12 protein-coding genes are annotated in these 13,277 nt (G+C 40.6%); 8 read left to right on the forward strand and 4 right to left on the reverse strand.

The annotated features are described in order from the left end of the window. Positions 1-53: 53 nt before the first annotated feature. From SAE01_RS23065 to SAE01_RS23075, 3 genes are all read left to right on the forward strand, one after another. The gene (locus SAE01_RS23065; protein WP_147206201.1) at positions 54-1,598 is read left to right on the forward strand and encodes a TolB family protein; all 1,545 of its coding nucleotides are present in this window, start codon (positions 54-56) and stop codon (positions 1,596-1,598) included. A 263-nt stretch (positions 1,599-1,861) separates the two neighbouring features. Beyond that, positions 1,862-3,109: a hypothetical protein gene (locus SAE01_RS23070; protein ID WP_147206202.1), complete on the forward strand. Its 1,248-nt coding sequence runs from the start codon at positions 1,862-1,864 to the stop codon at positions 3,107-3,109. Between the two features lie 27 nt (positions 3,110-3,136). After that, positions 3,137-4,753, forward strand: a complete 1,617-nt coding sequence (locus SAE01_RS23075) for a DUF8832 domain-containing protein (RefSeq protein WP_147206203.1) — start codon at positions 3,137-3,139, stop codon at positions 4,751-4,753. On the opposite strand, the gene SAE01_RS24625 is transcribed toward SAE01_RS23075, so the two are convergent. After that, positions 4,742-4,885 carry a hypothetical protein gene (locus tag SAE01_RS24625; protein ID WP_170234256.1) on the reverse strand — a complete coding sequence of 48 codons (144 nt, stop codon included), beginning with the start codon at positions 4,883-4,885 and terminating at the stop codon, positions 4,742-4,744. The genes SAE01_RS23075 and SAE01_RS24625 overlap by 12 nt on opposite strands. Positions 4,886-4,956: 71 nt before the next feature. Here SAE01_RS24625 and obgE point away from each other — a divergent pair, with 71 nt between their 5' ends. Both obgE and SAE01_RS23085 read left to right on the forward strand, forming a co-directional pair. Continuing rightward, positions 4,957-5,955 carry a GTPase ObgE gene (gene obgE, locus SAE01_RS23080; RefSeq protein ID WP_147206204.1) on the forward strand — a complete coding sequence of 333 codons (999 nt, stop codon included), beginning with the start codon at positions 4,957-4,959 and terminating at the stop codon, positions 5,953-5,955. A gap of 288 nt (positions 5,956-6,243) precedes the next feature. Next, a complete protein-coding gene (locus SAE01_RS23085) occupies positions 6,244-6,657 on the forward strand; it encodes a hypothetical protein (RefSeq protein WP_147206205.1) in 414 nt (137 codons plus the stop codon). 68 nt (positions 6,658-6,725) lie between these two features. On the opposite strand, the gene SAE01_RS23090 is transcribed toward SAE01_RS23085, so the two are convergent. After that, positions 6,726-7,265 (reverse strand): hypothetical protein, encoded by a 540-nt coding sequence (locus SAE01_RS23090; protein ID WP_147206206.1) that lies wholly within the window; start codon positions 7,263-7,265, stop codon positions 6,726-6,728. 55 nt (positions 7,266-7,320) lie between these two features. Beyond that, positions 7,321-7,638, reverse strand: a complete 318-nt coding sequence (locus tag SAE01_RS23095; RefSeq protein WP_147206207.1) for a YbjQ family protein — start codon at positions 7,636-7,638, stop codon at positions 7,321-7,323. Positions 7,639-8,062: 424 nt separating this feature from the next. Here SAE01_RS23095 and SAE01_RS23100 point away from each other — a divergent pair, with 424 nt between their 5' ends. Continuing rightward, positions 8,063-10,213, forward strand: coding sequence for a glycoside hydrolase family 31 protein (locus SAE01_RS23100; protein WP_147206208.1), 2,151 nt, complete (start codon positions 8,063-8,065; stop codon positions 10,211-10,213). Positions 10,214-10,458: 245 nt separating this feature from the next. Beyond that, on the forward strand, positions 10,459-12,126 hold the full coding sequence (locus SAE01_RS23105) for a patatin-like phospholipase family protein (protein ID WP_147206209.1): 1,668 nt from the start codon (positions 10,459-10,461) through the stop codon (positions 12,124-12,126). Positions 12,127-12,138: 12 nt separating this feature from the next. On the opposite strand, the gene SAE01_RS23110 is transcribed toward SAE01_RS23105, so the two are convergent. Further along, positions 12,139-12,474, reverse strand: coding sequence for a hypothetical protein (locus tag SAE01_RS23110; RefSeq protein ID WP_147206210.1), 336 nt, complete (start codon positions 12,472-12,474; stop codon positions 12,139-12,141). A 303-nt stretch (positions 12,475-12,777) separates the two neighbouring features. Between SAE01_RS23110 and SAE01_RS23115 the strand changes: the two genes are divergently transcribed. Then, the gene (locus tag SAE01_RS23115; protein ID WP_147206211.1) at positions 12,778-13,098 is read left to right on the forward strand and encodes a hypothetical protein; all 321 of its coding nucleotides are present in this window, start codon (positions 12,778-12,780) and stop codon (positions 13,096-13,098) included. The last annotated feature ends 179 nt before the right edge of the window (positions 13,099-13,277 follow it).

Consider the following 13,277-nt stretch of genomic DNA (forward strand, 5'->3'; position numbering starts at 1 on the left):
AAGCGATAACGATTACATTTGAAGACTCATCTTTTTCAAATAATTATTGCTGTATGAAACTTATTTGCCTGCTAGGTTTATCATTATTTCTCAACACTGCTTTCTGCCAAAATAATAGTATCGGCATTTTTGATAAATCTGCAGATATCGGCAAACCTACAAATGCAGGATCTTCCAGGTACGACGAAAGGAGCCAGGCGTACTACCTAAAAGGCGCGGGCTATAACATCTGGTTTAACCGAGACGAGTTTCAATATTTATACAAGAGAATTGGCGGAAACTTTATTCTTACCGGCAACTTTGAGTTTGTAGGCGGAGAAGGAAACGGGCATCGAAAGATTGGCTGGATGATAAGAGAATCGGCAGATGAAGCAGCTGCAAGTGTAAACGCTGTGGTACACGGAGATGGACTTACAGTTTTACAATGGCGTCCCCTTAGAGGAGCATATATGCGCGACCCAGAGGATGAAGTGTTTTATGCCAAGAAAAGTGTTTTTCGTACTATTCAACTCGAACGGATAGGTAAGAAAGTGATTATGAGAGTTGCTAACTGGGGCGAGCCGCTGCAAGAAGTTAGCAGCCAGGAAATGCCCAATATGAAGGACTCAGTTTTGGTTGGGTTGTTCATCTCTTCACACGATTCGAACAGAATTGAAGAAGCCAAAGTCTGGAATGTTCGTATTGATAAACCTGTTCCGGAAACATATCACCCCAATCCACAAGTTAAGTTACCGCCACTAATCGGAGTGGTAGGTTGCCGCTTAGAAACAATGGATGTTTTTACCGGTAATAGGATGGTTATAAGAGAGTCTGCTACAAAGTTTGAAGCACCCAACTGGATGCCTGATGGAAAGAAATTATTATTTAATGAAGGAGGTTCTTTGTACACGATCCCAGTAGAAGGCGGTACCCCTGAAAAACTAAACACAGGTACAGCAGATCGAATTAATAATGATCACGGCATTTCCTTCAATGGGAAATTGTTGGCGATTAGCCATTCGAGACCAGGACCGGGCGGTGGATCAACAGTGTATATACTTCCACTGGCGGGAGGTACTCCAAAACAAGTTACCGAACAAACGCCTTCCTACTGGCATGGATGGTCACCGAATGGTAAGGACGTGACGTTGGTTGGAATGAGAAATGGCAGCAAGATTTACAACCTATATAAAGTGGATATCAATACAAAAGATGAAACTGCCTTAACCACCAATACTGCCGGCCATGTTGATGGACCTGAATACTCTCCTGATGGCAAGTACATCTATTACAATGCTAACCCAACAGGCACAATGCAGATCTGGCGAATGAAACCAGATGGTTCAGCTAAAGAGCAATTAACTTTTGACGAATACCATAGTTGGTTTCCCCACATCTCCCCCGATGGTAAATGGATGACTATGATTTCATTTCCTACAGATATTGAACCCAATTCGCATCCTTCTTATAAAAAAGTAATGCTTAGGTTAATGCCCCTAAATGGAGGTGCTCCTAAAGTAATTGCTTACCTCTATGGAGGGCAGGGAACCATCAATGTAAACTCGTGGTCTCCTGATAGCAGGCACATTGCTTTTGTTTCCAACTCTGAAAAAAAATAAGATTAATGCTTGTAGCCTTTGATTAGACAAAAACCGGTTTTGCTATCAAATTCATTGAAACTACTACGACAAAAACAGCTGACTTTTTAAGCAAAAATTATTATGCTCTTTCCTCTATTCTATTTATTTTACGTACATTCTGCTTGTCATTAAAAACACGTTGTTATCGAAACAATTCTAAGTTTTGTCAGCGCTGTCAAGATGCCTTGTAGGAGATTATTTAGAGACCTGAATCGCCTTCAAAAAGTCAGATAATTCTTAGTATGTCAATAACAGTTTCACCTTCTGTTTCAGCCCCGCAAGCCAGGCAAAAGAAGGCCATCCTACTAACGATCGATGGTATCCCTTTATATGTATATGCTGTTTCGCTCGCTTCGATCCTTACCATCGTAGGAATTTTGTGGGACATTAGTTGGCATACTACTATTGGCCGTGATAAGTTTCTTTCTCCACCACACATTCTTATTTATATGGGTGCTGTATTTGCCGGCTTGTTTTCCGGCATCCAAGTATTATGGAATACGTTTAAAGCAAGCGCCGCAGCAAAAAAAGGGCTGGTAAAAATATGGGGCTTCTTTTATAGTTCGCTTGGTGCGTTGTTTTGCATTTGGGGAGCAATCGCAATGCTAACCTCCGCCCCTTTTGATGATTGGTGGCACAATGCTTACGGCCTCGATGTTGTTATTCTATCTCCCCCACATTTTCTATTAGCGCTGGGCATGTTGTTTCTTCAGTTTGGTGCATGCGTAAGTATCAGCAAATACCTTAACCGGATTGAAAATGACCAGGTAGCAGAGAGCATGATTAAAACTTATTGGATAAGAAATAACATACGGCAAAAGAGGATTTTAAGAACGTTACTTGTAATAGCAGCAGCTAGCTTTTTATGTATGGTTTGCACTTTGTTTACTGAATTTGTCGATAGACGTGCACAACATACCGGGCTTTTTTACCAGGTAACAACCGCCATTTGCATGTTGCTGCTTCCTGTTTTTGGTCGCGCCCTTAGAACTAAGTGGGCCATGACATCTGTAGCATTTGGGTACTTTCTGATTGCAGGCCTGGCAAATTGGATCTTGCAACTGTTTCCCGCGGTTCCCAAGCTCGGACCAATTCTAAACCCGGTTACCCATTATCAATCCTTACAATTTCCTCTGCTTTTATTCATTCCGGCAATCGCGGCTGATTTACTTATGCAAAAGGTTAAAGGAAATGATTGGAAAAAAGCGGCAATTACCAGCGCCGTGTTTGTCACCATCTTGTTGATCGTACAATATCCTTTTAGCGAATTTTTAGTAGAATCTCCTCTAGCACGTAATTGGTTCTTTGGCTCTAATGCCTGGTACTACGGGGCTAACCCTGAATGGGAATTTCGTTACAAATTTCGATCAGATGAAGTAGAGCCATTTGCTTCCATTCTTTTCGGAGCCCTGAAAGCAATCATCATTGGTTTTTTTATTGGCCGCCTAAGTTTACGCTGGGGTAAATGGATGCAAAGCATCCAGAGATAAGATTTCCTTTAGACTATCCTTACACTCATGCTTCGAATATCTTTTATTTTCTGTTTTTGTTTTTTGCAGATCAGTATTCTATTTGCTCACGTAGGCAGTCCTGAGGTAGTTATGGAAGCAACTGCAGGAGCTTACAAAGTATTGGTAAGCGTACAACCTCCTGATGTAATACCCGGAATTGCCAAAGTAAAAGTTTACCTGCAAAACGGGTCAGCAAGCGCAATTTCATTGAGAGCTATATATTTCCAGGCAGGCGATGAGGGCGCACCCGAACCTGATCTAATGACGAAAGTGCCGGGGCAGCAACTTCAGTTCGAAGGGGAAACATGGCTAATGTCATCGGGATCGTCAAGTGTGCAGATTAACATAACAGGAAGTCTTGGTAAAGGAGAAATCATAGTGCCCGTAGTTGCTACTTCCACCGCCAAAAAAGAAATGCCTGCATCAACAGGCAGGCTGCTGGCCGCTCTGGGCATTTTACTGTTTATACTTATGGTAACAATCATAGGCGCTGCCGTAAGTGATGCCATCACCAAAAGAGGTGATGTTGTTCCGCCGAGGAGAAAAAGGATCAGGCTGATCAGTATGAGTATTGCTGCAGTGCTTACATCCTTGGTTGTATACGGCGGCAATGCATGGTGGCAGAGTTGGGCAAATGGCTACAGGAAGTATATGTTCCGTCCAACACAAGCTGTGTCTAAAGTAAATGAAAATGGATCTAACGAACTCACTTTTAGATTAGATACTTCATCTCAACGCCGATCCAGTTTCCCTTTTATAATCCCCGATCACGGAAAGCTGATGCACATGTTTGTAATGCGTATTCCGGCAATGGATGCGTTTGCTCACCTTCACCCTCAACGTATCGACACCACTACCTTTCGTACCATTTTGCCCGGCCTTCCAAAAGGAAAGTACCTTGTTTTTGGCGACATTGTTTACAATAGTGGTTACACTGAAACGATCAAGGATACATTCGATATTACTAACACGCTTACCAATATCCGCACGCTTGATTCTGATGATGCTTTTGCCTACGCAATACCTTCAGATCTTGTCGATAACCCGCAACTGCCTGATGCCGAAAACACAATCGTGTGTGGCAAGCCGGGAACAGGCGTAAAACTGAAAGACGGATCAACAATGGTGTGGGAAGGAATGACCAACGAACCGCTCGAAGCCAGTAAATTATACTCCTTAAAATTCCAAGTAATAGGTCCTGATAAACAACCGGCAAAACTAGATCCTTACTTAGGGATGGCTGGTCACGCAGCAATCGTACGAAGTGACGGAAATGTTTACATACATCTTCACCCCGTCGGTACTTTTTCAATGGCTGCCGAAACAAACCTGGTAAAAAGAATGGCCGATCCGCAGGGCATGTATCATTACCCCGACCCCAATAAATTTTACGACAGCGTAAATACTTCCGTCAAACATCTTTCTACCTTAAACGAGGCTGACAGAAACGATCTTTTGATGCAACAAATGCAGATTCCGCAAAAAGGCATGCAAGGCATGGAACACAATAATTCGCTTGAGTTTCCTTACTCTTTTCCATCTGCGGGTAAGTACAGGATATGGGTGCAAGTCAAGCGAAACGGGCAAGTGCTTACTGCTGCTTTTGATAGGTTAGTAGAATAACTTTTTGTAGCCGTCACCAAATCTTCCTTCGTCATTTCTTGCGTCGCACGCTTGTACGTCTGCACTCGTTTCGACAGCGCGGTCCATAACACAGTGGTGGTACTTTAAATCAAAAAGAACCTTATTTTCCATTTTACAATTTCCTCCCAATCTTTCATGATCTAACCAATGCAGGTGCTGGCCATCTTATCTTTGCCGCCGAAATGGAAAAGTCAAATTTTATAGATTACATCCGCATTTTTGCCAGGAGCGGACATGGCGGCGCTGGAAGCCGGCACTTTATGAGGAACAAATTAACCGCGATGGGTGGACCTGATGGCGGCGATGGTGGTCGTGGCGGACATATTATTTTAAGAGGAAACAAGCAGCTATGGACCTTGCTGCATCTAAGATATTACAAGAATGTTTTGGCCGAAGATGGTGAGAACGGCAGCAAGAATAATTGTACCGGTCGCGAGGGAAAAGATGTGATTATAGAAGTACCCTTAGGTACTGTTGCAAAAGATGAAGAGACAGGAAAAGTAGATGCCGAAATATTAGAAGATGGACAAGAAGTGATTTGGCTGAAAGGAGGACGGGGCGGTTTGGGTAACTCAAATTTTGCTACTCCGACCAACCAGGCCCCCGAGCATCACCAGCCCGGAGAAGAAGGCGTTGAAGGTTGGAAAGTAATTGAGCTGAAAGTTTTAGCCGACGTTGGTCTGGTTGGCTTTCCGAATGCCGGCAAATCAACTTTGTTGTCAGTTATAACTGCTGCCCGCCCCAAGATTGCTGATTATGCATTTACAACACTTACCCCGCAATTGGGTATGGTTGAGTATCGTGACGGAAGAAGTTTTTGTATTGCTGATCTCCCCGGCATCATTGAAGGAGCAGCCGAAGGCAAAGGATTAGGGCATCGGTTCTTGAGACATATAGAAAGGAATGCGTGTTTACTATTTTTAATCCCTGCTGATAGCAAAGATCATCGCAAGGAATTCGAAATTCTCCATAATGAACTCGAAGAATACAACCCTGAATTACTGCAGAAGGATTTCATTATTGCAATAAGCAAAAGTGATATGCTGGATGATGAACTAAAGAAAGAAATCGAAAAAGAATTGCCTGATAGCATCCCTCATGTTTTTATTTCATCCGTCACTCAAAAAGGGCTTACTGAGTTAAAAGACCTTTTATGGAACACGCTTAACAAGCCGGTTTAGAAAGTCAAAAAGAAAAAATAAAAAATTAAAAATTAACGAACGTTAGTTTGTAAAGTATTGATTAGTAAAAGAAAAGGAAAGTAACAATTCCTTAATATTAAACTTGGCGTTGTTTACTTTTGCCTCCTATCTTTGTGTCAACAACGCCAAAAAGCTATACACGGGCTTTTAAATGAAAATATTCTCCGGTTGCTTTCTCCATAATTCTTCTAACAGATTGCCATAAAACATTGCTTGTTTAAACGGTTGCTGTCCCAAGTTTTTTTATCACGTTTAAACATTACAATTATGAAAAAGCAATCAACAAAAGCAGTTTCAACAAAAGTCTTTACATTCTTATTTGCTGTGTTAATCTCTTGCGGTTTTGCGCAAAACACGTACGCGCTTCCTGATAGTACATCTGCCAAAAGTGTAGAAGTGACTTATCAAGGTCTCAAAGACAAAAAATTAGCTTTTAATGTTAATTACAAAAATGAATCGGCCCAGCCCTTTCAACTTACTATCAGGAATGACCAGGATCAGATAATTTACGCCAGCAAGTTTGATGGTACTCCTTTAAACAAAACAATGCTGTTTTCTGAATTTCCTGAAAACTCTAAGCTTACCTTTTCAATAATTACAGCAAAGGAGAAAATCGCACAATCATTTGAAATCAATACACAAGTAAGAACTGTGGAAGAATTTATCGTAAAGGGAATTTAAAATCTCTTTGCAGCCGTTACTAACAAGTTTAAAACTCCTGTAACAAAGCCCTCGTCTTGAGGGCTTTGTTAATTTACCTGGTTCTTAGATGCAGGTATTTTTAGTTCACTACTTATATCAGGCTTTATGTCTTTAGGCAATAATCCGGTTTTTGTTGACGCATCGAAAAACGTCCACATCTCTCCGTTATCTAGAGACTCTCCAACTAAATAAGTTGTTTTATCCAGCGTTGTTCCCTGCTGCTCCATTCTCATATTTTGTTCTACCACACATTGCTGATCCTTAGAAGTTTTTACTACCTGTAAAATTCTCCCTATGGTTATGCTTTGAATAGTGGAGTCAGGTATTTGTTTCATTTGCAAATTGATGAATGAAGCGAAGGCCTCAGCTCCGCCCATCCTACTTGTCATATTTGGATGATTGTATTTTACAAACGTCATCCAGTCTTTTCTTTTAAAAGCGGCCAACATGCTATCACCACAACGGTAAATATTTTCTTCTATATTATTTGCCGGCTCTCTTACCGATACCGTTTTATCTGTTTCACCATTCTGTCCTTTACATGCTAAAAACATTAAAAGGACAAAAACGACCAATGTTCTATTCATTCGTTCGTATCATTTAGTTTTCCTTGTTGAGATGTAAGTTCCTTTGCGGAGATTTTTAAACTCTTACAGCTGTACCCGTTGCCAGCACCATTAGCATGCTGCTGCCTGCACCTATTGTTTCGAAATCAAGGTCTATTCCCACAATTGCATTTGCCCCAATGCTTTCAGCTTTTCTAATCAGTTCATTCATGGCGATGGTTCTTGCTTCGTCAACTACTTTTTCATACGTCTCACTTCTTCCCCCGGCTATATCACGGAAACCGGCGAGGATATCTTTAAAGATATTTGCCCCAATAATTGACTCCGCACTAACGATCCCTAAGTATTGTTGAATTGAATGCCCTTCTATAGTAGGTGTTGTTGTAGTGATCATAAATAAAGTATTTACAAATGAAATGATGAATTGATTGTAGGACTAGATCTTTTTCGTCTCTAGAGCAGAAACGAAAAGGGTAATGGTAAAACTATGTTTTTTAAAAAAGATAACAAAGATGGTAACAAGCGTGTTTATTCAATTTTAAAAAGTGCTTGATTTTCGTTCAAAGCTAGAGTCCCATATCAAGCTTAGGAATGTGTCGCAAAAAATGTCTGCTTGCTAATATGTATCCTATTCCTGTTTGTCTTAAAAGATTATTTACTACTACGACCCATGCAACCGCTTATCATTTTTATACTACCGTTTATAAATCCTTCATTACTTTGTTGTTAATGAATTACTTCTTATGCTGTAGGTCCAATTTTTTATCGCTGACCCATTAGAACGTTTTGCTATTCGATTCCTTTAAAAAAGTGCTCCTATGAAAAAAGTGTTTTACCTGTTTGTTGTTCTGCTAATTGATTTTCAAACTTGCTTTGCTCAGACAATACAAAAAGTAGCAAACGGTATTTGGAAAATTACTTACGGGACTCCTGAGAAACTTCTACCTACAGCATTTAAAAATCCTCCTGCTATTGAAGGATTGAATAAGATGCAACAAATAGCATCACCTCCCTTTGATCTAAATAAGATGCATTTTTCACAAATGGCAAAAGGGGTTTTAGCAGAAATTAAAATAGACACTTCAGAAAGGTTTTACGGATTCGGACTTCAGACAAATACATTTGATCAAACCGGCATGCGACGCGAGATCCGTACAAATAGCTGGACTGTTGGTAACGTCGGCTTCGGGCACGCACCTATGCCTTTTTACATCTCTACCAAAGGGTATGGTGTGGTGGTTAACTCTTCGAGATATGTTACTTTTTACATGGCTTCGAAAGGCAAGCTCGATGAACGTGTTCGCAACAAAAAACTCAATCCTAAAGAACAAAAAATAGAGCTTAATACAGTTAACCTGTATGGTAAAGCTGTAACCCCTTCAGATGAGGTAAGTATACAGATAGAAGGCACAAAAGGAATTGAAATCTATGTTTTCGCAGGGCCGGATATGATGAAGGTTATGCAGCGCTATAATCTTTTTTCAGGCGGCGGCGGCATTCCCCCTTTATGGGGGCTTGGTTTTAAGTACAGGGCAAAAGCAACTTTTACGGATAAACAAGTGGAGCAAACAGGGCAATACTTTCGTGACAACCACATCCCTTGCGATATGATGGGATTGGAACCGGGATGGCAAACAGCTGCGTACTCTTGCTCTTTTGCCTGGAACCCAAAAAACTTTCCCACTCCAGATACTTTCATAAGCAATATGAACAATAGCGGTTTTAAACTTAATCTCTGGGAGCATGCTTATACTCACCCCACTTCACCCATATTTGAAAAGATTGCTCCTTATTCATCTAACTATACTGTCTGGGGCGGCGCCGTACCCGACTTTATTTCTACCAACGGACGTAAGATTTTCGGAGACTACCACGAAAACACTTTTGTAAAAAAAGGCATTGCTGCTTTTAAGTTAGATGAATGCGACGCGGCTGACTATAACAAGGCTGACCGTGAATGGAGTTTCCCCGACATAGCTACTTTTCCTTCCGGCGTTGATGGAGAACATATGCGGCAGGTTTATGGGCTACTGTACCAGCAGACCATGCTAAACCTATATCGAAAAAATAACACCCGAACGATGTTCGATGTACGGGCGTCGCACTTGTATGCAGCGCCATACACCGCTGCTTTGTATTCTGATATGTACAGTCATAATGACTTTGTAAGAATGATTGTCAACTCGGGCTTCTCAGGCGTAAACTGGTCACCCGAAATAAGAGAAACTTCAAATGATGCAGACCTTATAAGACGACTTCAAACAATCCTTATGTCGTCACACATGGTGGTTAATTGCTGGTACCTCAACTTGCCTCCATGGTTACAATACAACATTGGCAAGAACAGCGCGAATGAACTACTTCCTAATCACAAGGACCTTGAGCAAAAGGCGAAGAAGTTAATCCAGTTGCGGATGAGTCTGTTACCGTATTTGTATGCTGCGTTTGCCAAATATCATTTTGAGGGGACGCCCCCATTTCGCGCTTTAATTATGGATTATCCTGCTGACAAAAACACCTGGAAAATAGACGACGAATACATGATGGGCGAAAGCCTTTTGTGCGCCCCTTTCATCGATAGCTCCTCACAAAGAACTGTTTATCTTCCGGCCGGTAACTGGTACGACTACAATACCAACAAAAAATATGAGGGAGGTAAATCTTATAATATCTCACTGACGCTCGATCAAATCCCCATGTTTGTAAAAGATAACACGCTACTGCCATTTGCGGAACCTGTTGAGTACGTTACATCTTCTACTGTTTTTAATATCTCCTGCAAGATTTACGGAAATCCAAATAGGGCTGTGAATTTGTTTGAAGATAACAGCACAGACTACAACTTCGAAAAAGGTCAATACAACTGGCTTCATCTTACGTGGAATAACACAAATGGAAATGCAACCCGTACGGGAAATTTTAAGAAAGTGCTTTATAAAATTACCGGCTGGCAGAAGGTAGCAGAATAGAAATGAACTAACCTAACTTAAAGTTGATTAGTTCATTCTTCAAATTGCGTTAACTATTCTTTCAAATATTTTATTCTTAAAGACCAGGCTCAGGAAGTATTTGTAATTTGATCTGGAACTGTTCTGTTTCTGTAGATTTCGGTTTCTTGAAAAAGCCATCGAAAAAAGTGTAAAGCTGCAAGAGAATAACGGAGGCAGTTTTATAATAGTTGAAGCTCCGCACATAAACTTCTAAATACTTCTTGATGGCAGAAAACTCCTCCCCCGATCAAAACTTCTATGTAGGACTTTGCATGGCAGGTGCAGTTTCAGCAGGCGCTTATACTGCAGGCGTTTTAGATTATCTATTCGAAGCTTTGGAAGAATGGCAAAAAAGAAAAGATGAAAATGTACCGGGTACACCGATGCACAATGTTGTAATACCTGTAATAGGCGGAGCCTCTGCCGGTGGAATGACAGGCATTATAACCGCTTCAGCAATCAACAACCCTATAAAGCATATTAAAGAACCGTCTGCGGACTTGCTGGCGGAGCATCCTGAAAACAAATTGTACCATTCATGGGTTGATCTGCTCGGACCCGACATGTTTCCTATGTTGCTAAATACTTCAGACATTAAAAAAGGCAATATTACCTCCCTCCTAAATTCTTCGTTTATTGATAAAGTTGCTAAAAAGGTTTTAACTGTCAACAAGAACAACTGGCTTCCCACGCCATCCTTCTTCAGTCAGAACTTGAAGGTTTTTACAACGCTTACCAACTTGCGCGGCTTCGGCTACAACATTGCTTTTAATGCCATGGAAAACCCAGGTAAATATTACATGAGGGCTCATAATGACTACGCTTGTTTTATTCTGCAGGACAACGACGCCGAAGGTTGGATGCCTCTTGACTTCAAAAATGATGTCAACACTTCTATTGCAGCAGACGCCGCGATGGCAACAGGCGCCTTTCCTGTCGGTCTAACCGCCCGCACATTAGTTAGGGAATCAAAATACGTAAACCAGTCGCCGTGGTGTAGAGATGTAACGGAAAAGTTTCCTATAACAACACCAACTTATGAAAGCCTGAATATTGATGGAGGCGTTATTAACAACGAGCCTTTTGAGAAAGTGCGGGATGTATTGATAGATAAAACAAAGCAGGATAACGAAGAGGAATACCAGGACTTTAACCAATTCAAAAGTACCGTTCTGATGATTGATCCTTTCCCTAGCGAAAAGCCGAAACACTTCGAGGCCGACAAGCAGATCTTTAAAGTAATGCAAAAGACGTTAGGGTCATTTCTTGATCAAATGCGCGCAAAGCCTGTTAACTTAACGGATGCAATGGACAACTCCAAGGCAGGTCAGTTTCTCATAGCTCCTACAAGAAAAATTGATATCAATGGAAAGAGGGAAAGCTTTGGGGGTGATACCGCTATCGCATGTGGATCGTTCAGCGGATTTGGAGGTTTCATCAGTAAAGAATTCAGAGTACACGACTTCTTTTTAGGTAGGTTCAATTGCGAAATGTTTTTGAGAAACTACTTCACTATACCGGCAGAGGCCGTGGAAAACAATGAAATTTTCAAACGGGGTTACGAAGGAGTGGACAAGGAATTATTTACATCTGACGATGGAAAGATCCAGATCATTCCAATTTTTTCGGCTAAACCTCCCAATCATTATTTCCCTATTCCTACATTTTCAAATGGCAGCACCTGGCCGATGATCTCAAATAAAAACGTTGAGCGCTTTAGACCAATGGTTAAAAAAAGAGCTCAGTCTCTTATATTAAACTTATCAACCCTGGGCAAGCTTAACACCTTCCTTTTGTGGTTGGGAACAAAAGTTCTCTTAAACCGACAAATCACGAAGTTCTTTATGAAAAAGATAAAAAGCTCGTTGAGTGACCATCATCTACTAAAGTGATAAGGGGATCAGCTACCGTTCGACTTTCTTATAGGGAGTAAGAAACTGAACAGCGGTGTTAGCTGCATTAGAAAACCAGGTGTCTTTATAACCAGTATGAATTTGAAACGGGACAAGCCGTTGGTAAACGGGATCCCAATACAATTTTATTTTTTGATCAGGACTCTTTGGCTGCGCTTCATACTTCTTGTGGGTATTGAAATCAAAAGCGTACCGGGGAGATGATATAATAAAGGGTCTTGCAATACTATCAGGAGTTAGTCTTTCTTTTGGTAGCGTAGTGTCTCTTGACTGAGCATGTATTGAACCGACAAATGCTGAAGTGAGGATTACCAAATAAGCTTTCATAACCTGATTTTTTGCTTATCTTAAAAATAAAAAAATTATTTCTACTTCACTACATTCTTCAACAAATAATACTCCTAACAAGCAGTTCGACTTAGACGTTTTATACGGTTTTAAAAAGTATCTCGAACGCCGTAAGTACTAGGACTTGAATTAATTTTTTAAAGAAGGAAATGAAAACGGCGGCGCAAATACTATTTGCTTTTTTAAGTCGTTTCTCTATTACTTACTTAAAGACTTTTAAGGATAGATTTAGGAAAAGTAGATTATTTTAAAGTACGATTTAACCAAACTAACCCGCTACGAATGTCAAACTTTACAAACGTAGCTAATGAACTTGCCAAGAAGTTTATTAGCGCGAAGGATAAGAAGTATGTCCTTAATAAAATTATCTACGACATCAATTACCTTGTATACACCGATACGAAGGAACCCTTAAGCTACAAGTCGAAGTCCGCAATCATTAAGTATATTTTTGAAGTAGTAGCAGGAAGAAAAGCGCTAATTCTAGCCAAAGGGGAAACCCTTACTCCAAATTTTTCAGACGTTGTTGTCTTTTTTGAAAGACGCAGTTCTATTCTTAAACACTTACGTAATGGCGTAAAAAGTCAGCAAAAACTCAACTGACAATACCTTTGTTTAAATGGTCTTACTGTTAACGACTTACTACTTCTCCTTCCCGAACTGCCGGTTCTGTAACATCTGCATGTAAAATTTATTTTACTCTATGCCGTCTTTAATGTTCCACCTCTTATCAACGTTTTTGGGGCTGTTTTTTCTTTTGTCTTAAATTCTCCCCACTTCCC

It is taken from the genome of Segetibacter aerophilus, assembly GCF_007991655.1.
GTDB classification, from domain to species: domain Bacteria; phylum Bacteroidota; class Bacteroidia; order Chitinophagales; family Chitinophagaceae; genus Segetibacter; species Segetibacter aerophilus.